The organism is Ructibacterium gallinarum, from assembly GCF_014982785.1.
GTDB lineage: Bacteria > Bacillota > Clostridia > Monoglobales > Monoglobaceae > Ructibacterium > Ructibacterium gallinarum.
In genome coordinates, this window is the sequence record NZ_JADCKB010000011.1 from 42950 (window position 1) to 65104 (window position 22155).

Annotated in this window: 25 protein-coding genes; 20 read left to right on the top strand and 5 right to left on the bottom strand. The window is 42.3% G+C overall.

Annotated features, from left to right (window positions below; genetic code table 11):
- Positions 1-10: 10 nt before the first annotated feature.
- The 19 genes from INF28_RS06475 to INF28_RS06565 all read left to right on the top strand — a co-directional run bounded on the left by INF28_RS06475 (position 11) and on the right by INF28_RS06565 (position 18144).
- Entirely contained in the window at positions 11-847 is an 837-nt protein-coding gene (locus tag INF28_RS06475; RefSeq protein WP_226392650.1) for an Asp23/Gls24 family envelope stress response protein, read from the top strand.
- Positions 834-1652: a DNA-3-methyladenine glycosylase family protein gene (locus INF28_RS06480; protein WP_226392651.1), complete on the top strand. Its 819-nt coding sequence runs from the start codon at positions 834-836 to the stop codon at positions 1650-1652. The genes INF28_RS06475 and INF28_RS06480 overlap by 14 nt, the downstream gene beginning before the upstream one ends.
- A gap of 4 nt (positions 1653-1656) precedes the next feature.
- Positions 1657-2298, top strand: coding sequence for a hypothetical protein (locus INF28_RS06485; protein ID WP_226392652.1), 642 nt, complete (start codon positions 1657-1659; stop codon positions 2296-2298).
- A gap of 28 nt (positions 2299-2326) precedes the next feature.
- Positions 2327-3178 (top strand): class II fructose-1,6-bisphosphate aldolase, encoded by an 852-nt coding sequence (locus INF28_RS06490; protein WP_226392653.1) that lies wholly within the window; start codon positions 2327-2329, stop codon positions 3176-3178.
- Positions 3179-3425: 247 nt separating this feature from the next.
- Complete coding sequence (locus INF28_RS06495; RefSeq protein ID WP_226392654.1) at positions 3426-4049, top strand: M23 family metallopeptidase; 624 nt, start codon at positions 3426-3428, stop codon at positions 4047-4049.
- Positions 4050-4087: 38 nt separating this feature from the next.
- The gene (locus INF28_RS06500; protein WP_226392655.1) at positions 4088-4780 is read left to right on the top strand and encodes a response regulator; all 693 of its coding nucleotides are present in this window, start codon (positions 4088-4090) and stop codon (positions 4778-4780) included.
- A gap of 66 nt (positions 4781-4846) precedes the next feature.
- On the top strand, positions 4847-5326 hold the full coding sequence (rlmH, locus tag INF28_RS06505; RefSeq protein WP_226392708.1) for a 23S rRNA (pseudouridine(1915)-N(3))-methyltransferase RlmH: 480 nt from the start codon (positions 4847-4849) through the stop codon (positions 5324-5326).
- 57 nt (positions 5327-5383) lie between these two features.
- A complete protein-coding gene (locus tag INF28_RS06510) occupies positions 5384-6955 on the top strand; it encodes an amidohydrolase (protein WP_226392656.1) in 1572 nt (523 codons plus the stop codon).
- 72 nt (positions 6956-7027) lie between these two features.
- The gene (locus INF28_RS06515) at positions 7028-7399 is read left to right on the top strand and encodes a RidA family protein (protein ID WP_226392657.1); all 372 of its coding nucleotides are present in this window, start codon (positions 7028-7030) and stop codon (positions 7397-7399) included.
- A complete protein-coding gene (locus INF28_RS06520; protein ID WP_226392658.1) occupies positions 7399-8973 on the top strand; it encodes a DUF6056 family protein in 1575 nt (524 codons plus the stop codon). The genes INF28_RS06515 and INF28_RS06520 overlap by 1 nt, the downstream gene beginning before the upstream one ends.
- Before the next feature lie 562 nt (positions 8974-9535).
- Entirely contained in the window at positions 9536-9844 is a 309-nt protein-coding gene (locus INF28_RS06525; RefSeq protein ID WP_226392659.1) for an SPFH domain-containing protein, read from the top strand.
- A gap of 49 nt (positions 9845-9893) precedes the next feature.
- Positions 9894-11927 carry a V-type ATP synthase subunit I gene (locus INF28_RS06530; RefSeq protein ID WP_226392660.1) on the top strand — a complete coding sequence of 678 codons (2034 nt, stop codon included), beginning with the start codon at positions 9894-9896 and terminating at the stop codon, positions 11925-11927.
- Positions 11928-11929: 2 nt separating this feature from the next.
- Positions 11930-12412 (top strand): V-type ATP synthase subunit K, encoded by a 483-nt coding sequence (locus INF28_RS06535; RefSeq protein WP_226392661.1) that lies wholly within the window; start codon positions 11930-11932, stop codon positions 12410-12412.
- Positions 12413-12448: 36 nt separating this feature from the next.
- Positions 12449-13045: a V-type ATP synthase subunit E gene (locus INF28_RS06540; RefSeq protein WP_226392662.1), complete on the top strand. Its 597-nt coding sequence runs from the start codon at positions 12449-12451 to the stop codon at positions 13043-13045.
- Positions 13042-14004, top strand: a complete 963-nt coding sequence (locus tag INF28_RS06545; RefSeq protein WP_226392663.1) for a V-type ATPase subunit — start codon at positions 13042-13044, stop codon at positions 14002-14004. The genes INF28_RS06540 and INF28_RS06545 overlap by 4 nt, the downstream gene beginning before the upstream one ends.
- Entirely contained in the window at positions 13997-14314 is a 318-nt protein-coding gene (locus tag INF28_RS06550) for a V-type ATP synthase subunit F (RefSeq protein WP_226392664.1), read from the top strand. The genes INF28_RS06545 and INF28_RS06550 overlap by 8 nt, the downstream gene beginning before the upstream one ends.
- A 26-nt stretch (positions 14315-14340) precedes the next feature.
- A complete protein-coding gene (locus INF28_RS06555; RefSeq protein ID WP_226392665.1) occupies positions 14341-16107 on the top strand; it encodes a V-type ATP synthase subunit A in 1767 nt (588 codons plus the stop codon).
- Positions 16107-17501 (top strand): V-type ATP synthase subunit B, encoded by a 1395-nt coding sequence (locus INF28_RS06560; RefSeq protein WP_226392666.1) that lies wholly within the window; start codon positions 16107-16109, stop codon positions 17499-17501. Before INF28_RS06555 ends, INF28_RS06560 begins: the two co-directional genes overlap by 1 nt.
- Entirely contained in the window at positions 17482-18144 is a 663-nt protein-coding gene (locus INF28_RS06565; protein ID WP_226392667.1) for a V-type ATP synthase subunit D, read from the top strand. Before INF28_RS06560 ends, INF28_RS06565 begins: the two co-directional genes overlap by 20 nt.
- Before the next feature lie 57 nt (positions 18145-18201).
- Here the strand turns inward: INF28_RS06565 and INF28_RS06570 are convergent, their stop codons facing one another.
- The 5 genes from INF28_RS06570 to INF28_RS06590 all read right to left on the bottom strand — a co-directional run bounded on the left by INF28_RS06570 (position 18202) and on the right by INF28_RS06590 (position 21545).
- A complete protein-coding gene (locus tag INF28_RS06570) occupies positions 18202-19230 on the bottom strand; it encodes a sugar kinase (RefSeq protein ID WP_226392668.1) in 1029 nt (342 codons plus the stop codon).
- A gap of 24 nt (positions 19231-19254) precedes the next feature.
- Positions 19255-20661 (bottom strand): glucuronate isomerase, encoded by a 1407-nt coding sequence (gene uxaC / locus INF28_RS06575; protein WP_226392669.1) that lies wholly within the window; start codon positions 20659-20661, stop codon positions 19255-19257.
- A 106-nt stretch (positions 20662-20767) separates the two neighbouring features.
- Positions 20768-21010 carry a DUF6514 family protein gene (locus INF28_RS06580; RefSeq protein ID WP_226392670.1) on the bottom strand — a complete coding sequence of 81 codons (243 nt, stop codon included), beginning with the start codon at positions 21008-21010 and terminating at the stop codon, positions 20768-20770.
- 146 nt (positions 21011-21156) lie between these two features.
- A complete protein-coding gene (locus INF28_RS06585; RefSeq protein WP_226392671.1) occupies positions 21157-21378 on the bottom strand; it encodes a hypothetical protein in 222 nt (73 codons plus the stop codon).
- Positions 21379-21404: 26 nt separating this feature from the next.
- Positions 21405-21545: a hypothetical protein gene (locus INF28_RS06590; protein ID WP_226392672.1), complete on the bottom strand. Its 141-nt coding sequence runs from the start codon at positions 21543-21545 to the stop codon at positions 21405-21407.
- 115 nt (positions 21546-21660) lie between these two features.
- Between INF28_RS06590 and INF28_RS06595 the strand changes: the two genes are divergently transcribed.
- The gene (locus INF28_RS06595) at positions 21661-22155 is read left to right on the top strand and encodes a hypothetical protein (RefSeq protein ID WP_226392673.1); all 495 of its coding nucleotides are present in this window, start codon (positions 21661-21663) and stop codon (positions 22153-22155) included.

Below are 22155 nucleotides of genomic sequence, written 5' to 3' on the forward strand. Positions count from 1 at the left end.
GGGATTCGATATGAAAGTTTATGCATTGGTAGGTAAATCAGGAACCGGCAAAAGTCATCATAGTATGTGGGTTGCCAGGGAAAATCAAATTGAATATATTATTGATGATGGACTTTTGATCTCGGATAATAAGATTGTTGCAGGAAAATCTGCTAAGCGGGAGCCCACTAAGGTTGCATCGGTACGCTGTGCAGTCTTTAGTGATCCGGAGCATGCCGCTTCGGTCCGAAAAGCGATTGCGGAGCATCATGTGGATTCCATATTGATTATTGGAACCAGTGAAAAAATGGTGTATAAGATTGCAGATGCATTACGGCTGGGTGAAATTCAAAAAATAATTCATATTGAAGATGTTTCCACACCGGAGGAGAGGGAAATTGCTGCAGAGATGAGGAATAAGCAGGGAAAACATGTTATTCCTGTACCTACGTTTGAATTAAAGCGGCAGTTTTCTGGTTATTTTACAGATCCCTTGATGCTGCTATTTAAGAAGAAAGGACAGACTATTGTAGAAGAAAAGACGGTAATGCGGCCGGCTTATAGTTATTTGGGTGAATATAAGATTTCGGCAAGAGCAATTTCTGATATATGTACCTATGAAGCAATGCGGCTTCCAAGCATTCATAAGGTTTTGAGAATTAGGCATTCTACTACACCTGGTGGAAGGTTGATGCTGGAGGTGGATGTTTCGGTTAATTTCCCCTGCAGGGTTTCTTATCAGGCGGCTTTGGCAGCAGAGCGTATTAAAACTGCGGTGGAAGAATTTACGGCTATTACAGTACGCTGGGTTCATGTGAACGTGAAGACATTGAATATTAAACGGGAGGAAAATCATGATATGCCTTAAAAATCATGAATTTTCTCCCAAGGCAACTTTTGAATGCGGGCAGTGCTTTCGCTGGACAGCAGATGATAAAGGATATGTGGGTATTGCCGGAGGAAGAGCCTGCCGAATTCGCGATGGAAGATTGGAATGCCCTGAAGAAGACAACGCTTTTTGGAGAAGTTATTTTTGCTTGGATATGGATTATTCTGCAATGAAAGCTTTTTTGCTGGAACAGGATCCCACTTTGGAACCATGTCTTGATTATGGACAAGGTCTTCGGATTTTAAGACAGGATTTGTGGGAAACAGTGATTTCCTTCATTCTTTCAGCGAATAATAATATTCCGCGTATTAAAAAAATGATTGAAGGGCTATGCAAAAAATTTGGTGAACCAATCGCTTTTGAAGATAAAATTTTATATTCTTTTCCTTCAACTCAATGTATTGCGGGACTTAAATGCAGTGATTTGGCCGCACTGAAGCTGGGCTATAGGGATCGTTATGTTATGGATGCGGCCGTTTTTATGGCGTCACATGCTGACAGTATTGCATGGCAGCAGCTTTCTGCAGAAGAAGCACGACAGACACTGATGCAAATCAAAGGTGTAGGAAGAAAAGTTGCAGACTGTATTTTATTGTTTGCATTAGGCTGTTATGATGTTTTTCCACAAGATGTTTGGATTCGGCGTATTATGGGACAGGTATATCAGACGCCAGAACGTAGTACACAGGAATTTGCGCAGCAGAAATATGGGTATTACAGAGGATTTGCACAACAGTATTTATTTTATTACTACCGGAATCATGCCGGAAAGATACAGGGATAATAATATGATTATACACAGTAAAACATCAATTGGTTTCCAGTGTCCCTCCTGCGGAAAAATACAGATACAGGAACTTTCAGCTTTTGCGTTCGCAGACAGCCAGCGACACCAAATTTTATGCGATCATTGCCATCAGGTATTTGCAGCTTTCCATCCAGGTGATGGATCCGAATACCACATACAGGCAGTTTGTTTGGATTGTTGCAGTGCGCATGTGTTTCGTGTAAAACGTGGTTTGTTTTGGCTGGAGCATTTGCGGGAATTTCGGTGTCCGCAAACAGACGAGCTGATTTTGGCAGTGGGGGATGAAGAAAAAATAGAAGCACTTTTAGCAGAGGAGTTTTATCTTGATGAAGAAGATTTAGAAGAAGATGAGACGGGCGCGGAAGATTTAGAGCAAATTGAAGTGATGACACAGTTGGTAGCTTTGTTTGAGCATTTTAAGCAGTTGGGTCAGAGCGGGAATTTGACCTGTATGTGTGATCGGCCTCAGATTCAGCTTCGATTTGAGGATGGATGGGTACATATGGTATGTCTGCATTGTCAGCGGGAAACCTGCATCGACGTTTCAGATTATGAAAAAATTCTTGCCGCACAGGCTATAGAGAAGATATGTTTGTCAGATAAACCTATGAATAAAAAATAAATTATAATATATTTATGGAGGTACTGCAATGTTAGTAACAGGAAAAGAAATTTTGGATCATGCGCATAAAAATGGCTATGCGGTAGGAGCATTTAATGTAGTGAATATGGAAATGCTCCAGGCTGTTGTCAATGCGGCAGAAGAGGAAAAGTCTCCGGTGTTTGTTCAAACTACTGAGGGGGCGCTCTCCTATGCGGGTATTGGTTATCTGTCTGCTATGATTCGCTATGCAGCAGAACAGGTAAAGGTGCCGGTGGCGTTTCATCTGGATCATGGTGGCAGTTTTGAAGTAGCCATGAAGTGTATCAGAAATGGCTGGACTTCTGTCATGATTGACGGTTCTCATCATCCGTTGGAAGGAAATATTGAAGTAACCCGGCGAGTAGTAGATGCTGCGCATGCTTGCGGTGTGTCTGTAGAAGCAGAACTGGGCCGTCTGGGCGGAGTAGAAGACAATATCAGTGTTGATGAAAAAGATGCTATGTACACCGATCCGGAAGAAGCTAAAAAATTTGTGGCAGAAACCGAGGTAGATTATCTGGCGATTGCGATCGGTACCGCACATGGAAAATATAAAGGAATTCCTAAGCTGGATTTTGATCGGCTGGCTACTATAAAAAATGATTTGAAAATGCCGATTGTTCTTCATGGCGCATCTGGCGTAGACGAGGAGAGTATTAAAAAGGCTATTGCGCTCGGTGTGAATAAAATTAATATTGATACTGAACTGCGTTGTGCTTATACAGATAAGAACCGCGAAATCTTTGCGCAGCAGCCGGATTTGTTTGACTTAAGAAAGTATATCGGACCGGCACGGGAAAACGTGAAAGCAAAAGTAATTGAAAAGATTCGTTTGTTTGGCTCAAACGGAAAAGCATAAAATTTACTTGCAAGACAAGGCCGCGCTTTTGGCGCGGTCCTTTTTTGCGTTTGCAAAAATATACAGAGTTTTTTACGCTTTGACAAATTTTACGCTTTTTTTTGGTGCGAAACTAACAATATCAGAAAAAAATTAGGAAAAGCCCTTGATTTTTTTTTCAGAGTAGTTTAAAATTGATACATCTGTAATATAAATTTAATGATTGGCTTTTGCCGTCATAAAATTTATTTGAGTGGGAGATGAAATCTTGCTTTATTACAGAGAGAAAAAAACATGGAAAAAACTTGCGGTCAATGCAGTAAAAGGCGCGGCTGTGGTTGGGGCAGCGGTTTGGATTTGGAGCTGCTTCGGCATGGCCCCCAAGCAAAAGGAAGATGAGAGTAGGATTGTTGTAGCACAAGCTGTATATGATGAAAAAGGTTCAATCGTAAGTTCTGTATCGGAAACGATTCCGGCTTCTGCGGAAGTGCCAGAGCCTAGTGAGGATCCTACTGTGGCATGCGGAAGTTTTATAGAACCTGCTGTAGGAGTTTTGACTTCTGAATTTGGTTCCCGTTGGGGCAGACAGCACACGGGTATTGATATTGGTGGTGAAAACGGGTCAGAAATCCTCGCGGCAGACGGAGGAAAAGTGATTGTTTCCGGATGGGTGAGCGGTTACGGTAATTATATTGTGATTGATCATGAAAACGGTTATCAGACTGCGTATGGCCATTGCAGCGAACTTTTGGTTACAGAAGGGGAGCGTGTGGCGCAAGGTCAGTTAATTGCATATATGGGAAGTACAGGAAACAGTACGGGTCCGCATCTTCATTTTGAAATTAAAGCAGATGGAGAATATCAGAATCCGATGGATTATGGTGTTTATTGATACAAAAGTTTTTTGAGAATATTCCGGGGGTGGAAATCTTGGGTAAGAAAATTCTTGTGGTAGACGATGAAAAAAGTATTGTTGATATTTTAAAGCTGAATCTTCAGAACGAAGGATATACAGTTTATGAAGCATATGATGGTGAAGAAGCGGTGCTAAAGGCCGCAAACATTGAACCGGATCTGATTCTGCTTGATGTGATGCTGCCAAAACTGGATGGATTTTCGGTGTGCAAAAAAATTCGTGAAACTTCTTCGGTACCTATTTTGATGATTACGGCGCGGGAAGAGGAAGTGGATAAGGTGTTGGGCCTGGAGTTGGGCGCTGATGATTATGTTACCAAACCATTTAGTGTTCGTGAGCTTATGGCGAGAATTAAAGCCAATATGCGTCGTACAGAGCTGGAACCTGCACATACGGAAGAGGATAACGATATTGTCAATGTGGGATGCTTTACTCTTGACTGTAACCGTTATGAGCTTTATAAAAATGGGAAATTGATTGACTTAACTGTAAGAGAATTTGAGCTGATTAAGTTTTTGTCTGCACAGCCCAATAAAATTTATTCCCGAAAGGCTCTGCTTGAATACGTATGGGATTATGAGTATTACGGTGATGTCCGTACAGTGGATGTGACGGTGCGCAGAGTACGTGAAAAAGTGGAGGATGACCCATCTCAGCCTCGGCATATTATGACCAAACGCGGTGTTGGCTATTATTTTGCGGTTTAATGCGGATATACTTGAGCCGGTCTCTGACAGAGACTGGCTTTTATCTTTTGGGGAGGATTGTTCATGCTGAATATTACGGTAATTGGGGTTGGGAAACTGAAAGAAAAATATTGGAAAGCAGCAATAGAGGAGTATGCAAAAAGAATGACAAGGTACTGTAGGATCGAGATACAGGAAGTGAAGGATGAGCCTGCACCGGAAACGCTTTCAGAAAAGGAAAAGCTGATGGTTATGGAAAAGGAAGGCAGAAGGATTATGGATCGGATTCCGGACAGCGCCTATGTGATTGCTCTTTGCATAGAGGGCAAACAGATGCCCTCTGAAAAATTAGCAGAAATGCTACGAAAAACAGCGACAGAGGGTAAAAATCATTTTGTTTTTATTATTGGAGGTTCTATGGGACTCAGTGAGATGGTAAAGCGGCGAGCGGATCTTCAACTTAGCTTTTCGCCTATGACTTTTCCGCATCAATTGATGAGGGTGATCCTTCTTGAGCAGATTTACCGGGCTTTTACTATTCTGCATGATGGAAAATATCACAAATAAAAGAATATTCTGCGGATATTCCGGAAATGCTTGGAATAGAAAGAAGGAGGAGTTTACATGAAACGTCTTTTTTATAATGGCTCAATTTTAACCATGGACGGGACATATACCGAAGCGCTTTTGATTCAGGATGGAATGATCCAGGCGGTTGGAACGTTGCGGGAAATGGAGAGGCAATGTGATCCGCAGACAGAAAGGACAGACTTGGCAGGATGTGCTTTATTACCTGGTTTTATTGATGGTCATAGCCATTTGACCTCTGTAGCAAGAACCATGGGGATGATAGACTTGCGGGGAGCGGATTCTTTTGAAGAAATTTTGCGGCGAATGCAGGAATACCAAAAAACAAATAGCGGAGAATATGGGGATTGGCTTATGGGTTTTGGCTATGACCATACTGTACTAAAAGAGGGAAAACACCCGGATGCGGCACTGCTGGATCAGGTAAGTACTGATAGGCCAGTAATGATTACCCATACTTCGTTTCATATGGGCGTGGTTAATCATGCGGCGCTGAAGCGTCTGAGAATAGGGGAAGAAACACTGGATCCGGACAATGGAAAAATTGGCCGTGTGGATGGATCTTCTTGTCCAAACGGTTATCTGGAGGAAGGTGCATTTATGCAGGCTGGAAGCCAGCTTCCTAGTCCTTCTGAAGAACTTATGCACAAAAGAATACGTGAGGCGGAACAATATTATTTTTCTTATGGAATTACTACAATTCAGGATGGTATGACGGATGCTGCGGGCTGGAACCTTTTGAGGAATATGGCGGAAGCAGGAGAACTGACTGCAGATATTGTGGCCTATACAGATGTTCGCTTGGAAAAAACGGAAGAACAGGAAAAATTTCGGGCTTATTGCGGACATTTAAAATGGGGAGGTTATAAGTTGTTCTTGGATGGTTCTCCTCAAGGCAGAACAGCGTGGATGCTGACCCCTTATGTTGGAAGTGATTTTTACGGTTATCCTGTCCATAGTGACGAGGAGGTAAAAAAATATACACATAAGGCAGTGAAACAGGGAGTGCAGCTTTTGACACATTGTAATGGGGATGCGGCCGCAGAACAATTAATTTCTGCGTTTGAACAGGAGGAAGATTTTGCCCGGCTTCGCCCTGTTATGATTCATGCACAGTTGGTACGTGGTTCTCAGTTGAAACGGATGGGAAGATTAGGGATCATCGCTTCCTTTTTTCCAGCACATGTTTATTACTGGGGAGATGTGCATATGAAAAACTTTGGCTTGCAGAGAGCTTCGGCGATCAGTCCGGTCCGTACGGCGATGGAGGCGGGAGTTATTTGCAATCTGCACCAGGATACACCGGTTATAGCACCCAATATGCTGGAGACAATGTGGTGCGCTGTAAGGCGTATGACAAAAGGAAAAGTTTGTCTTGGGGCGGAATATGCGATTACTCCGTATGAAGCCTTGAGGGCAGTAACCAAGGATGCAGCTTTTGCTTATTTTGAAGAATCAAAGAAGGGAACATTGACCCCGGGGAAAAAAGCGGATATGATTATTTTAGACCGTAGTCCTCTTTCCTGTCCTCCAGATGAGCTTAGAAAGGTGGCTGTTTTAGAAACGATAAAAGATGGAAAAACGGTGTATCAAAAAGAAAAAGAATAGTAAGGATCTTGACTTTTTGGTAAATATAGGGTAAAGTAAAAGTAGAATTTGTACAACGAGGAGGAGTTTAGAATGGAAAAAATTTATACAAAGAATGCGCCAGATGCGATTGGACCTTATTCTCAGGCTATTGCAGTCAATGGGATGTTATTTACGTCCGGACAAATTGCAATTAATCCTGCTACCGGAATAGTGGAAGCGGAAGATATTGCAGGGCAGACAGAACAAATTATGAAAAACCTTGGTGCATTGCTGGAAGCAGGCGGGAGCAGTTTTAGTAAGGCCGTAAAAACCACTTGCTTTTTGGCAGATATGAATGATTTTGCTGTTTTTAATGAAATTTATGGTAAATATTTTACGGAAAAGCCGGCACGCTCCTGTGTGGCTGTGAAGGCTTTGCCTAAAGGCGTTTTGGCAGAAGTTGAAGTGATTGCTGTTCTTTGATGATGAAAGAGAAGATGTGTTCTTTTCAACAAGCAGTGGATCAGCCACTTTCCGAAAAAAAATATTGGAATATGGCATATCTGGTGGCTGCGGCCGTAGCGATATTTACATTTCTTGTAATGCGGAATGTTCGACTCTACGGTGATGATTATTTTTATGGTACATTTGGTATGCAGGGCTGGAGCGGGTTTTGGCAGGCACATCAAAACCATTATATGCAGTCTAACGGCCGGGCGGTTGTTCATATTTTGGATGCTTTGTTTTTGCAGTTTCCTCCCATTTTATGGCAAGTGGTAAACTGTTTTATGCTGGGGCTGGTCGTTTTTCTTGGTGTGTGCTGTGTTTTGCCGGAAAACGGAAGAAGACCTTCTCAGGTTTTCTGCGGTTCGGCAGTGCTTGGAGCTTTGATTTTATATTTGGATATCAGGATTACCAATCAGAGTGTATACTGGGAAACAGGTTCCTGGAATTATGTTTTTCCTTTTGTCCTTTTATTGGGTACTTGGGTTATGTTGGAAAAAAGGCGTAGAGAAAGAGGAAATAGTATTGCCTTATCAATTTTGGCTTTTTTTTCTGCTGCGACAACGGAACAGAATGCCATGATGACAGTAGGTCTGATTTTTCTTTATCTCGCAGATAGTTGGTGGGTGCATAAGAAAAAAGTGGATCGTGCCATGCTTTGCGCATTGTGTATTGCGGTTTTAGGGGCCTTGTCGGTTCTTGCTGCCCCATCGCAATGGACACGTTTTCAGGATGAACAGCAGGGCAGAGCAGAAATGACGTTTGGAGAATTATTGGTAGCTAACGTGAAGGAACAGGGAACCTTGTTTTTTTCTGGTATATATATGCAAGTACCGCAGATTATGGCCATTGCAGGAACCATCTTTTTTGTGTTCACCGTTTCATCAAGGTTTTGGATTGTAGGAAATGTGTGTGGCAAGCTGTGGTGCCTGGTAGGTCTTTGCGTTATTGGCTTGGTGCTGTATGCGTCAGGAGAATATGATGATATTATTGCATACCGAACTTTTTCATGCATTTTCATTTTTATCTATTATCTGCTTTCAGGTATTTTTCTATTTTGGTATATGCTCACCTATAAACCGGAACAATACTATATACCTTTGATAGCGGTTATTTTAGCGGCCGGTTCTCAGTTGATGATGCTGGTTTCACCTATGTTCGGGCCACGAACGGTTTTATGTGCTATTTTTTTGATGGGAATTTATACATCATTTATGGTTACGCATTATTTGCCATTTCAAAAAGGGAAAATAGAAACCCGCGGATTTATGGTTTTACTATGCCTGGTGATGATGGGAAATGCAGTACAGCTTTTTTTGCCTACAATATCCGGATATAAGGCAAATGCACCTATTGATGCACAAAACCGTATGTTAATTGAGCAGTACAAACAACAAGGCGGTGAAAATTTGGTACAGTATACCATGCGGGACGATTTTTATGCTTGGTCTTTGCCTTATAACAGTGCTTATCATGAAGAGTGGTATAAGGTGTATTATGAACTTCCGGCAGAACTCCCAATTGTGTGGGAAAACATGTCAGAGGAAACATAAAGAAAAACGGTTTCAGTTTTTGCTGAGCCGTTTTTTGCTGATTACATGATTAAGTGTGGAAAATGATCTTGAAAAATGGTTTTTATTTAAGTAGCAGGTATAGTAAAGGTAATGCTGTGTAAACAGCCGTGGGGCATTATTCGCGTAAGAAAAATTTTCGATGAGCCTATAGTCTCGGCTGGTAACGAGCCCCAAGGGGGAAATGCAAGACACCGACACCTGTTGGAGTCAGGCAGATAACTATGAGTTATGTCTTGACGGCGGTAAAATTGGCATTGATAGATGTGTCAATATCATTGCTGCGCTGTCTCAGCATATGTAATCATTAAGAAATCGAAACTCTTTATTTCTATGGCAGAAAAGGTAACAGAAATTTTGTCTAGCAAATATTTAAAAATTTTTTTTATTTTTGTAGAATAGAATTCTTGTAATTTTTGGATAACTATGGTACACTAAAATGAATAAAAGCTTTTTCGCTGTATGCAGTTAGAAGATGCATGAAGTACATAAAAGTGGGAAGGATAAAAATGGATATTTAGTGTGGAAAGAAAGGGGTGAGGATATGGCAAAAGAAACAATAGAGCGAGTGCGTGGTGTGGAAAACGAAGCGGATGAAATAGAACAGAAAGCAAAAATGGAAGCAGTGCATATTCGGGCTATTGCGGAGGATAAAATCCGCGAAATGCAAGAAGAAAATGAGAAAAAAATTCAGGAAATGAAAGATATAAAACATAGGGAAGCCCGAGAAAAGGTTTCTGCATATGAAATGGAGAAACTTGCGGAAGCGGAGGCCGCATGTGCTGACCTGGAGAAAACCGCGCGGCAGAAGATAGAGCATACAGCAAAGAAACTGGCAGCGTTTTTAAAATAGAGCGGTGCCTGCTAAGAAGGCTTTACATTATAGAAAGCGGGGTGAAAATATGGCAGTTGTTGCAATGGACAAGGTTACCATATATGGAACTAGGCAAAACCGAAAAAAAATATTGGAGGCTTTGCAGCGGCGCAGTGTAATTGAAGTTACAGAAGAATCTTCAGAAGAAAATTTTCAAAAACTTGATACCGCCAAAGCACGTAGCTTATTTGATAAAGCCGCGTCTGCTGCAGAACAGGCTTTGCAGATTTTAGATCAGTATGCATCGGAAAAAAAGGGATTGTTTTCTTCGCTGGAAGGCCGGAAGCAGTTATCTGCCGAGGAATATTATACCAGGGCTGCAGAGGTTGATCAGAGTATGAATGTCGCAAAAGAGATCATACAGGCAGAAAAATCAAAAAGTGAGCTTCTTGCAGAAATTCAGCGGCGGGAAAACCAAATTGTATCTTTGCTGCCATGGAGAAATCTGGATGTTCCTATGACTTTTGAAGGGACTAAAAAAACGGCCGCCTTAATTGGATTGTTTCCGGAACAGCAGTCAAAAGAAAACATTCTTGCGCTGTACCAGGAGCATTTTCAGCGGGATGAAGGAATGGAAAAAGAACCATATCCTATTGAGGTTCAGGTTATCAGCCAGAGCCAGGAACAAACTTGTGTTTTTGTATTGTGCCGCATGGAGGATAAAGCAGTAGTAGAACAAATATTGCGAACATTGGGCTTTGCCCGGCCCGCGGTATTTACTTCTATGGTTCCGAATGCAAGAATAGAGCGGCATCAGAAAAAAATTGCGGCGGCAAAGAAACAGATACAGGAATTAGAAGAAGGCATCCGATCTTATCAGACACAGAGAGAGAAGCTTTGTTTTTTGTATGATTATTATACCATGCGCCGGGAGAAATATGAAGTGCTAGAAAAAGTGCGGCAGGGAAAACGTATTTTTATTATCACTGGTTTTGTGCCGCATATGCAGTCACAAAAACTGGAAGCAGAGCTGTCTGCGGTTTATGGCGCGGCTGTGGAAACAGAGCCTGCAAGTGATGAAGATAATCCACCTGTTCTGTTAAAGAATAATGCGTTTGCGGCGCCGGTAGAGACGGTACTTGAAACCTATAGTATGCCTGGACGGGGAGAAGTGGATCCCACCAGTGTGATGGCTGTGTTTTATTATGTTTTATTTGGATTGATGCTTTCTGATGCGGCATATGGACTTTTAATGGTGATTGGCTGTGGTTTGGTGCTTCATAGATACCGGAATATGGAAAGTGGTATGAAAAAAACGCTGACTATGTTTTTGTACTGCGGAATATCAACCGCGTTTTGGGGTGTGATGTTTGGAAGTTATTTTGGCGATGCGGTGTCTGTTATAGCACAGACCTTTTTCCATCGTGATTTTAGTATACCGGCAGTTTGGTTTGTTCCGGTCAATGAACCAATGCGAATGCTGATATTCTCTATGGCATTGGGCATTGTGCACATTTTCGGTGGATTGGCCATGAAACTGTATATGTGTTTAAAACATAAAGATTATACTTCTGCGTTTTTTGATGTGATCTGCTGGTATCTGCTGGTCGGAGGCGGTGTGGTTTACCTGTTAACAGTTCCCATGTTTTTGCAAATGGCGGGATTAAGCTTTTCGCTGCCAGCCGTAGTTGGTACAGCTGCCGCAGTTTGTGCGGGCATTGGTGCAGCTGGTATTATTTTATTTGCGGGCAGAAGCTCTAAAAACCCAGCCAAACGGATAGCCAAGGGACTTTATGAATTATATGGTGTAACCTCATATTTAAGTGATATCCTTTCCTATTCGAGGCTTTTGGCCTTGGGACTGGCCACTGGTGTAATCGCACAGGTATTCAATAAAATGGGCAGTATGTTCGGCGGCGGTATTTTGGGAGCAATTCTCTTTATACTGGTATTTTTGATTGGGCATACGCTAAATATGGCAATTAATTTGCTTGGAGCTTATGTGCATACGAATCGATTGCAGTTTGTGGAGTTTTTTGGAAAATTTTATGAAGGCGGCGGGGAAAAATATACACCCTTTGCTGTAAATACCAAATATTATCAAGTTAAGGAGGAAAATTAGTTATGGAAAATTTAGGTATTGTTTTTGCATTGATCGGTGCGGCGCTGGCGGCGCTTATGGCGGGAATTGGTTCGGCTATTGGAGTTGGAATTGCTGGGGAAGCGGCAGCCGGTGTTGTGACAGAGGATCCTCAGAAATTTGGTAAAGTGCTAATTCTTCAGCTTTTGCCGGGCACGCAGGGAATCTATGGCCTTTTGATTGCATTTATTGTCCTTTCACAAATTGGTATTTTAGGTACGCCGGTAGAGATTTCTACAGCAAAGGGCCTTTTGTATTTGGCGGCCTGCCTGCCTATGGCGTTTGTGGGATTGTGGTCGGCAATTCGCCAGGCGAGGGCGGCTATTGCGGGTATTAATCTGGTGGCAAAGCGCCCGGATCAAATGGGTAAATCTATGATTTTTGCGGCGATGGTAGAAACCTATGCTATTTTGGCGCTTCTGGTTTCCATTCTTTCCGTGGTTGGTATTCAGGGACTGAATCTTTAATGTTCCTGTTCTATCGGACAGAAAGGAGGGTATGGTATGACAGGGTTAGACAATATTATCAGCAGTGTCCTTAAAGAATCTGAGCAGAAAGCTGCGGACATGATAGAGAAGGCATCGGCAGAGGCGGAAGAAAAGATGAAAAACGCCCAGATAGAAGAAGAAAAGCGTATGCAGCAAGCGGAGCAGAAAGCGGAAGCGGCTGCAGAACAGCTGTATGCACGTACGCAGTCAGCAGTACAAAGGAAAATTAGCCAGATGATGCTGAAAAAAAAGCAGGAACTGATTCATGAGGCAATTGAAAAGGCTTACGAACACCTGCTTCAGATGACCGACGAAGAATTCGAATTTTTTGTTTTAAAGCGGTTGGAAAAAATTTCGCCTGACACCGAAGGAATTTTATATTTTGTGCCGAGAAACGGAGAATTGATCAGCAAAGAGCTGAAAAAGGAACTGAAAAAGCAACATCCTGGTCTGGAAATTTCCGAAGAACCGTTAAAGCAAACAGACGGGGGTTTTATCTTGCAAATTGGATTGGTACAGGAAAACAGTACTTTCCGGGCTTTGCTGGAAGAAAATATGGACGCTCTCCGTGATGAGGCTGGTCGCCTTTTGTTTGAGGAGGCGGTGCAATGAAAGAAGATTATATCTATGGTGTAGCTAGGGTACATGTGCGGGAAGCAGAACTGCTCAACCGGCAAGATATTGAGCAGCTGCTGACAGCGACTTCGTATGATGATGCCGTGCAGATGCTAGCAGAAAAAGGATATACCGGAGATGATAGCAAGATCGAAAATTTGATTTCTGCGCGGCGTAAAAGCCTATGGGAATTTTTGCAGGAACTTGGCGTTTCCCCACAGCAGCTTAGTATGTTTCGGGCTGATATTGATTTCCATAATTTAAAGGTTGCTGTAAAATCTCAGATTTTATCGGAAGATGCGGAAATGTTTATGATGGATTTTGGCAATATTGCTCCAAAACAAATCCAAAAAGCCGTGCAGGAAAGGGATTTTTCAGATTTGCCGTCGATTATGGGAAGAGCTGGACAAAATGCGTTAGATATTCTGCTGAAAACGCGGGACGGACAGCTGTGTGATGTTATTTTGGATCGTGCGGCACTTGAGTCGGTCTATAAGGCGGGAAGGGATTCTGATATTCCGCTGGTTAGAGAATATGTAAAATTGAAAACAGCTCTGACAGATATTAAAATTGCGGTTCGCTGCTGCTTGACGGAAAAATCGTTGGATTTTATAGACCGTGCTTTGGCTGTGTGTGAAGGACTGGATGTTCATGCATTGGCGTTGGCGGCTGCAAAGGATTTGGAAGCAGTTTATACCTGCCTTTTTTCTACAGAGTATGACGGTGCTGTTGCAGCGTTAAAAGAGTCGATGTCTGCTTTTGAAAAATGGTGTGATAATCAGGTTATGCAATTGATCCGACAGGAAAAAAGCAAATGTTCTACGCTAAGCCCGATTATTGCGTATTTACTTGCGGTTGAAAATGAAATGAAAATTGTACGGCTGATTCTTTCAGGTAAAAAAAATCAACTGGAGGAAAATCTTATTAGGGAAAGGGTGCGGGAACTATATGGCTAATATTGCAGTGATAGGTGAGCGTGATAGTATTTATGGTTTTGCGGCCTTAGGCCTTGATACTTTTTTTGTCCAAGCGGAAGAAGAAGTACGGCAGTGCTTTCACCAGTTGGTCGGCGGCGGATACGGTGTGATTTATATTACAGAAGCTGCGGCATCATTAATCTCTGAGGAAATAGAGAAGATAAAAATGCAGGCGGTTCCTGCCGTTATATTAATTCCAGGTGTTTGGGGAAATACCGGTGCAGGAACTGCTAATGTAAAAAAATCGGTTGAACAGGCAGTTGGATCGGACATTTTGTTCCATAACTGACCACAGCGGAAAAGGATGTGATGAAAATGAGCAAAGGAATCATAAAAAAAGTCGCTGGACCGTTGGTAATTGCGGAAGGAATGCGCGATGCAAATATGTTTGATGTGGTTCGCGTGGGAGAACAGAGACTAATTGGAGAAATTATTGAAATTCATGGGGATAGAGCGTCCATTCAGGTTTATGAAGAAACTTCCGGTCTGGGACCGGGTACAGCCGTAGAATCTACCGGTGCTCCACTAAGTGTGGAATTGGGTCCCGGATTGATCGGCAGTATGTTTGATGGTATTCAGCGGCCCTTGGATGAAATTCGGAGGATTGCTGGCAATAACTTGGAGCGGGGTGTTGAAGTTGCCGCACTGCGCCGGGATAAAAAATGGAAATTTTATGCAGAAAAGAAAGCTGGCGAGGAAGTACAACCGGGAGATGTGCTGGGAACTGTACAGGAAACAGAGATTGTGGTACAGAAAATCATGGTTCCTCCTGGCGTTTGCGGTACAGTGAGAAATATTGAAAGCGGTGAATTTACCGTAGATGATACGGTGGCTGTTTTGGATGGGCCAAATGGAGAAGTAAAGCTTACCTTGGCACAAAAATGGCCCGTGCGTGTGGGCCGCCCATATGCCAGAAAATTGGCGCCGGACATGCCGCTAGTTACCGGTCAGCGAGTTATTGATACGTTGTTCCCTATTGCCAAAGGCGGAGTTGCCGCTGTTCCAGGACCGTTCGGAAGTGGAAAAACGGTGGTGCAGCATCAGCTTGCAAAGTGGGCCGAAGCGGATATTGTGGTTTATATCGGCTGCGGAGAGCGCGGTAATGAAATGACAGATGTTTTGAATGAATTCCCGGAGTTGGTAGATCCGAAAACTGGAAAATCGCTGATGGAACGGACAGTTTTGATCGCCAATACCTCTGATATGCCGGTTGCGGCGCGGGAAGCTTCGATTTATACCGGAATTACCATTGCGGAATATTTTCGGGATATGGGATATTCAGTTGCATTGATGGCGGATTCTACTTCCAGGTGGGCAGAAGCACTGCGTGAAATGTCCGGGCGTTTAGAGGAGATGCCCGGTGAAGAAGGGTATCCTGCATATTTGGGAAGCCGGCTGGCACAGTTTTATGAACGTGCCGGAAGAGTAATGTCTCTTGGCAGCTCCCAGCGTGAAGGCGCACTTTCGGTGATTGGAGCGGTTTCACCTCCTGGAGGAGATATTTCTGAACCAGTCTCACAGGCAACTTTACGAATTGTAAAGGTGTTTTGGGGTTTGGACTCCGCCTTGGCATATAAACGACATTTTCCAGCAATTAACTGGCTGAATAGTTACTCTTTGTATCTTGATAGCTTAGAACCGTGGTTTAATCAAAATGTGGAAGGAGATTGGATGGCGTTGCGTACTGAATTGATGCGCCTTTTGCAGGAAGAAGCCGAGTTAGAGGAAATCGTCAAGTTGGTTGGTATGGATGCTTTGTCAGCTCCTGACCGATTAAAACTAGAAGCGGCGCGGTCTATTCGGGAAGATTTTCTGCATCAGAATGCTTTTCATGAAACAGACACATATACTCCACTGTTTAAACAGTACCTGATGATGAAGGTGATTTTGGGGTATTACGATCTATGCTGTGATGCACTGAAACAGGGCGCGGATGCAGAAGCATTGGTTGCGCTTCCGGTGCGAGAGCGGATCGGACGTTTTAAATATGTGGAAAAAGAAAATGTACGTGAAGAATTTGAAGAAATTATGAAACAGCTTCACACTGAAATTGGAAACCTACAGCCAAAGGAGGGGTACTGATGCCAAGAGAATACAGAACCATTGAAGAAGTTGCCGGTCCTTTAATGCTGGTACGGGGTGTAGAAGATGTAAATTATAATGATTTGGGTGAAATTGAGCTTGAAAATGGTGAAAAACGCCGATGCAAAGTTCTTGAAATTGATGGAGAAAATGCCTTGGTGCAGCTGTTTGAAAGCGCAACCGGTATTAATCCGGAAAGCAGTAAGGTTCGCTTTCTGGGCAGGAGTATGGAGCTTGCCGTATCTGAGGATATGCTGGGTAGGGTTTTTGACGGAATTGGCCGCTGTACCGATGGCGGCCCAGAAATTCTGCCGGACAAACGGATGGATATTAATGGATTGCCAATGAATCCGACGGCAAGAAACTATCCGCAGGAATTTATTCAGACTGGTGTTTCTGCAATTGATGGATTGAACACGTTGGTGCGCGGCCAAAAGCTGCCGATTTTTTCAGCAAGCGGTTTGCCACATGCACAGCTGGCGGCGCAGATTGCCCGTCAGGCAAAGGTGCGGGGAACCAATGAGTCCTTTGCAGTTGTTTTTGCGGCCATGGGGATTACGTTTGAAGAGGCAAACTATTTTATTGACAGTTTTAAGGAAACAGGCGCCATTGATCGAACCGTTTTGTTCATTAATTTGGCAAATGATCCAGCCGTAGAACGTATTTCTACACCGCGTATGGCCTTGACCGCAGCTGAATATCTGGCCTTTGAAAAGGATATGCATGTGTTGGTTATTTTGACAGATATCACCAACTACGCAGATGCCCTGCGTGAAGTTTCTGCGGCTCGTAAAGAGGTCCCAGGACGTCGGGGATACCCGGGATATATGTATACAGACTTAGCTACGCTGTATGAGCGCGCCGGACGTCAGAAGGGAAAAGACGGAAGTATCACGCTGATTCCTATTTTGACTATGCCGGAAGATGATAAAACACACCCGATTCCTGATTTGACCGGATATATTACAGAAGGTCAGATTATTCTTTCCCGTGAACTTTACCGCAAAAATATTATGCCGCCGATTGATGTACTGCCGTCATTGTCGCGTTTGAAGGATAAAGGAATAGGACAGGGAAAAACGCGGGAAGATCATGCAGATACCTTAAATCAGCTGTTTGCTGCTTATGCAAGAGGTAAGGATGCAAAGGAATTAATGGTGATTTTGGGTGAAGCAGCTTTAACCGAAATGGATAAAAAATATGCTTTATTTGCGGATGCTTTTGAAAAAGAGTACGTTTCCCAAGGGTATAATACAGACCGGGATATTGAGGAGACCCTGGATATTGGATGGAGGTTGTTGTCCATTCTTCCCCGAAGTGAGCTAAAACGTATTAAGGACGTGTATTTGGACCGTTATTATAAGGAGGGGGCCTATGGCAACAACGCAGGTTAATCCCACTCGAATGGAATTGACACGCTTAAAACGCAAGTTGGTAACTGCATTAAAGGGCCATAAATTGCTGAAAGATAAGAGAGATGAATTAATGCGGCAGTTTTTGGACATGGTGCGGGAAAATATGACGTTGAGACAGCAGGTGGAGGAAGGAATCCGAGCGGCCAATCAAAATTTTGTACTTGCCAGTGCTGTGATGAATGAGCCTGCTCTGCAAACTGCACTGATGGCACCAAAGCAGTCAGTTACTCTGGATATCGCTTATAAAAATGTGATGAGTGTAGAAATTCCACAGTTTAGCTATCACACCCGTACGTCTAATCCACATGACATTTATTCATATGGATATGGTTTTACTTCCGCGGATCTTGATGATGCGGTAAAAAGTTTGGCAGAAATTTTTCCACAGATGCTAGAGTTAGCGGAAAAAGAAAAGGCATGCCAGATGATGGCTGCAGAAATCGAAAAAACTCGCCGGCGTGTTAATGCCTTGGAACATGTAATGATTCCGGATTATCAGGAAAAAATCAAATATATTACTATGAAATTAGATGAAAATGAAAGAAGCACGCAGATTCGTTTGATGAAGGTTAAGGATATGATGATCAAGGAACGGATCGAGCAGAGCAGAGCCCAAGCATAAAAATTTTAATAATGAAAAAGGCATGTTTTCATTACAAACGAAAACATGCCTTTTTTTTCATCGATTCATTTCATCTTGACGGCCAGTGGCGTGATGTGCTTTTATTATGCTTTCGATTTCCTGAAGGCTGCTGACCGACATATCACCGCTGACGGTATTTTTAACTGCTGCCATAGCATTGCCGATTTCCACCGCCTTCTGCATATCGTCATAACGAATCATACCGAATAAGGCGCCGGAAAGATAAGCATCACCACTGCCAATTCTATCAATTACTTCAATGCCCTTATAAGCTGGCTCTTGATAAAATTCGCCATTATAATAAATTCTTGATCCAAAGTTATGGATTCTTGGGCTGATTACTTCGCGCTGTGTTGTAGCTACAACTTTGCATCCGTATTCTGAAGTATAGCCCTTCATGATCTCATCCAAAGATCCTTTGCGCTGCAGCATCCTCCGCGAAGTTTCTTCAGAGACAAATAAAATATCCACATAGGGGAAAATACCTTCGATACATTTACGTGCGGTTTCTTCATCCCAAAGATTTGCCCGGTAATTAACATCAAAGGAAATACAAACCCCTGCATTTTTAAACCGTAAAATTAATTCCTGTATGGTGCTTTTTAAATGTTCATTCAAAGCTAGAGAAATACTGCTGACATGAAAAACAGATGTTTTTTCATAAATATCAGGTGCAATTTCGTCAATGGATAAAGTTGTCATAGAGGAGCCTGCCCGATCATATATCACCGATGCTTTTCGAGGATAAGCGCCTTGCTCATAATAATAGACACCAAGGCGAGCCTTGGGAGAAGTATCGTAGACGATATGGTCGTCACTAACATCACCGTATCGAATCATGTTACGGATATAATGTCCCAACTTATTTTCTGGAAGTTTGGTGATTAAAGCCGTTCGGATTCCAAGCATGGCCGCTCCGGACATTACATTAAATTCCGAACCGCCTGCATTTTTTTCAAAAATATGTGATTGGGATATCTTATCTGTTCGCTGCGGTGAAAGCCTGAGCATGACTTCTCCTAATCCGATCATATCATACTCTTTGCCCTTTTGAATAAAATTCATTTTGTTTCTCCTTCCGCAGTTTACTTAGCAGTTAATTCCAAAATAGTTTTTAGCATTATTGAAGCAAATATCTTGGACGATTTTTCCCAATGTGTCCATATCTGCTGGGAATTCACCGTTTTCTACCCAAGTTCCAAGAAGATTACAAAGAATCCGTCGGAAATATTCATGTCGTGTATACGAAAGAAAACTGCGGGAATCAGTTAGCATACCTACAAATTTACATAAAGCCCCAAGGTTGGCCAACGTTTTCATTTGCGTTTCCATACCATCCCTTTGATCATTAAACCACCAGCCTGAACCAAACTGTATTTTGCCGGCAGTTTCACTGCTTTGAAAATTACCAAGCATTGTTCCTAATACATAGTTGTCTTTGGGATTTAAGGTATATAAAATGGTCTTGGGAAGCATTCCCTCTTGTTCCAGAGAATCCAGTAAACGAGAAAGAGGCTTTGCAACGACAGCGTCTCCTACAGAATCATATCCGGTATCTGCTCCAAGCTTTTCGAACATACGGGTATTGTTGTTGCGAATCGCACCGTAATGCAGTTGCATTACCCAGCCTAATTCATGGTATTTACGGCCCAATGCAGTCAGTATGGCCGTTTTATATTGCATTTGCTGATAAGGACTAAGCGGTTCGCCAGATAAAGCTTTTTGGAAAATGGTATCAATCTCCTCGGCCTCCCCTTGTGCAAAAGGAATGTCTTCTAGACCGTGATCGGACACGCGACAGCCCATTTGATGAAAATATTCCATTCTTGAATAGATCGCTTGAATCAACTCTTCAAAGCAGGAAATAGAGATGCCAGCGCTTTCTCCCAGATGAGTAATGTATACCGGAAAATCCGGTTTTTCAAGCTGTAGAATTTTATCCGGCCGGAAAGCAGGTAAGACGGACGCTTTCATATGTCCTTTTTCGCGAATTTTTTTATGCCAGATGAGTGAGTCGATCGGATCATCTGTGGTGCAGATAACCGCAACATTAGATTCATTTATGAAAGAAGAAGGCCGCATGGAAGAATTTTGTATTTTGGCGTTTGCATTTTGCCAAATCTGATCTGCGGTATCCTCGCGTATAATAGTATCAATATTAAAATACCTCTTAAGTTCCAGGTGTGTCCAGTGATACAGAGGATTTCCGATTCCGTATTGTAGAGCAGTACAGAAGGCCCGGAATTTTTCCTTATCCGGCTGATTTCCCGTAATATATTCTTCATCAATGCCACAGGAGCGCATATAACGCCATTTATAGTGATCGCCACCTAGAAAAAGCTGTGTAATATTTTTAAAAGGCTGGTCTTCATACATTTCCTGCGGGTTTAAATGACAATGATAATCAAAAATAGGCATATCGGCCGCAAAGTCATGATAAAGTTTTACGGCCATTTCTGTTTGCAGCATAAAATTTTCGTCCATGAACTGTTTCATTATCATAACCTCCAAATATTAAATACTTGTTTTATATTATAAAACAAAATGATTGGAATAGCAATGATAATTTAACACTTTTTTCTGCTGCAGGGGTAAAACACCTTTAAATAACATCACAAAGTGTACAAGGTGTAACCTGAAACCGGCAAAGCATTTCCATTGCTGCTTGTGCTTCGTCTGGTGTCAAGAAACGCGCTTTTGCTTCTGCGCTTTCCGTTAAACTGTCGTTTTGAAAAATGGAAGCCCGTATACCATAAGGATAAAACTCGTTACCATCATGTATCATTTCCAGTTTAACGGTGTATTGTATTCCCTCCGTGTCTGTTACTTCATAAGTTGTTTTCATTTGTATAACTCCCTTTTGTATTTATTTTTAACCGTTAACCATGTTCGGTGCACTCTTATTTTCGCATAATTTACCATAAATTTCAAGTCCTGATCGAACGCAAAATTCGACATAGTATTAAAAGCCAAAAAATAAATAAAAATAGCTTAGCTCTCTTCTTTTATGGTATTTTTAGAAGAATTATGTAAACTTTCTTGTAAAATTTTTTGAGCATCATATAGTTTCCGTTTTCTGCGATACATACGGTCAAAATAGCGCCCACATCCGCATTGGGCTCGGAACGCAAAACTGCTGACTTGATCAGTGACATAAAACAACAATCTGTGGCATTCGTCACAGTAAATATTATTGTTAATAAGATCTGCCATAGCACTACATTTCTTTTCGAATAAATTCATTCCGTAAGATAGATAACCGCTGTGCCCGCATTTGCAAATGAGGTGCAAATATATGTCAGTACAGTGTTCCTGATAGATGTAACATAATAATTGTCCGCATTCACTGCAATGAACAGATCCAATACCGGTTTTTCCAAAATGTAAGCCGCGTACACGTTTTAGTTCTTTCATAAACATTGTTCCTTTCGTTTTAATATGTCCAGGCACACCGCATTGCTTGCGGCATATCATAAATTATGGGAGGTGGTGCATATGAACGAACAGTATCATCAGTTTAATGAGATGCTGATGCAAAAGTTAAATCCAACACCCGAACTTTCTTTTGAAAACCAGGACAGTGTTTCCGTATTTTCGGATATAGCTGAGAATATGGGTCAAGGCAATTTGTTAGTACAAGTTACATTAGCCAAGGCGGCTATTCCGATAGAAGGGGCTAAAGTTACCGTGACAGACAGCAGTGGAAACGTTGTTGCGAGGGCAATTACAGATCAAAGCGGGCGGACGGAACAAATCCCTTTGCCTGCCCCTTCTGCTGAATATTCACAAAATCCGGGCGGTACTGTTAGACCGTACAGCATTTATAATATTCAGGTTGCTTATCCCGGATACTATGTAGAGGATGCTGTAAACGTACCAATTTTTGACAAGGTAAATTCAATTCAACCGATACCGTTAGAACCGTTACCTGATGGCACTGATCCAGAGGAAAAGATCATTGTCAATGAAGCACAGACGCCGAATTTATAG

Bases quoted from the DNA above. Each gene is read 5' to 3' on its own strand.
- INF28_RS06525 (WP_226392659.1), top strand. From the start codon at position 9,536: ATGGCAAAAGAAACAATAGAGCGAGTGCGTGGTGTGGAAAACGAAGCG.
- INF28_RS06510 (WP_226392656.1), top strand. From the start codon at position 5,384: ATGAAACGTCTTTTTTATAATGGCTCAATTTTAACCATGGACGGGACA.
- INF28_RS06550 (WP_226392664.1), top strand. From the start codon at position 13,997: ATGGCTAATATTGCAGTGATAGGTGAGCGTGATAGTATTTATGGTTTT.
- INF28_RS06475 (WP_226392650.1), top strand. From the start codon at position 11: ATGAAAGTTTATGCATTGGTAGGTAAATCAGGAACCGGCAAAAGTCAT.
- uxaC (WP_226392669.1), bottom strand. From the start codon at position 20,661: ATGAAACAGTTCATGGACGAAAATTTTATGCTGCAAACAGAAATGGCC.
- INF28_RS06540 (WP_226392662.1), top strand. From the start codon at position 12,449: ATGACAGGGTTAGACAATATTATCAGCAGTGTCCTTAAAGAATCTGAG.
- INF28_RS06485 (WP_226392652.1), top strand. From the start codon at position 1,657: ATGATTATACACAGTAAAACATCAATTGGTTTCCAGTGTCCCTCCTGC.
- INF28_RS06560 (WP_226392666.1), top strand. From the start codon at position 16,107: ATGCCAAGAGAATACAGAACCATTGAAGAAGTTGCCGGTCCTTTAATG.
- INF28_RS06535 (WP_226392661.1), top strand. From the start codon at position 11,930: ATGGAAAATTTAGGTATTGTTTTTGCATTGATCGGTGCGGCGCTGGCG.
- INF28_RS06585 (WP_226392671.1), bottom strand. From the start codon at position 21,378: ATGGCAGATCTTATTAACAATAATATTTACTGTGACGAATGCCACAGA.
- INF28_RS06595 (WP_226392673.1), top strand. From the start codon at position 21,661: ATGAACGAACAGTATCATCAGTTTAATGAGATGCTGATGCAAAAGTTA.
- INF28_RS06565 (WP_226392667.1), top strand. From the start codon at position 17,482: ATGGCAACAACGCAGGTTAATCCCACTCGAATGGAATTGACACGCTTA.
- INF28_RS06480 (WP_226392651.1), top strand. From the start codon at position 834: ATGATATGCCTTAAAAATCATGAATTTTCTCCCAAGGCAACTTTTGAA.
- INF28_RS06570 (WP_226392668.1), bottom strand. From the start codon at position 19,230: ATGAATTTTATTCAAAAGGGCAAAGAGTATGATATGATCGGATTAGGA.
- INF28_RS06545 (WP_226392663.1), top strand. From the start codon at position 13,042: ATGAAAGAAGATTATATCTATGGTGTAGCTAGGGTACATGTGCGGGAA.
- INF28_RS06530 (WP_226392660.1), top strand. From the start codon at position 9,894: ATGGCAGTTGTTGCAATGGACAAGGTTACCATATATGGAACTAGGCAA.
- INF28_RS06520 (WP_226392658.1), top strand. From the start codon at position 7,399: ATGATGAAAGAGAAGATGTGTTCTTTTCAACAAGCAGTGGATCAGCCA.
- INF28_RS06515 (WP_226392657.1), top strand. From the start codon at position 7,028: ATGGAAAAAATTTATACAAAGAATGCGCCAGATGCGATTGGACCTTAT.
- INF28_RS06555 (WP_226392665.1), top strand. From the start codon at position 14,341: ATGAGCAAAGGAATCATAAAAAAAGTCGCTGGACCGTTGGTAATTGCG.
- INF28_RS06490 (WP_226392653.1), top strand. From the start codon at position 2,327: ATGTTAGTAACAGGAAAAGAAATTTTGGATCATGCGCATAAAAATGGC.
- INF28_RS06580 (WP_226392670.1), bottom strand. From the start codon at position 21,010: ATGAAAACAACTTATGAAGTAACAGACACGGAGGGAATACAATACACC.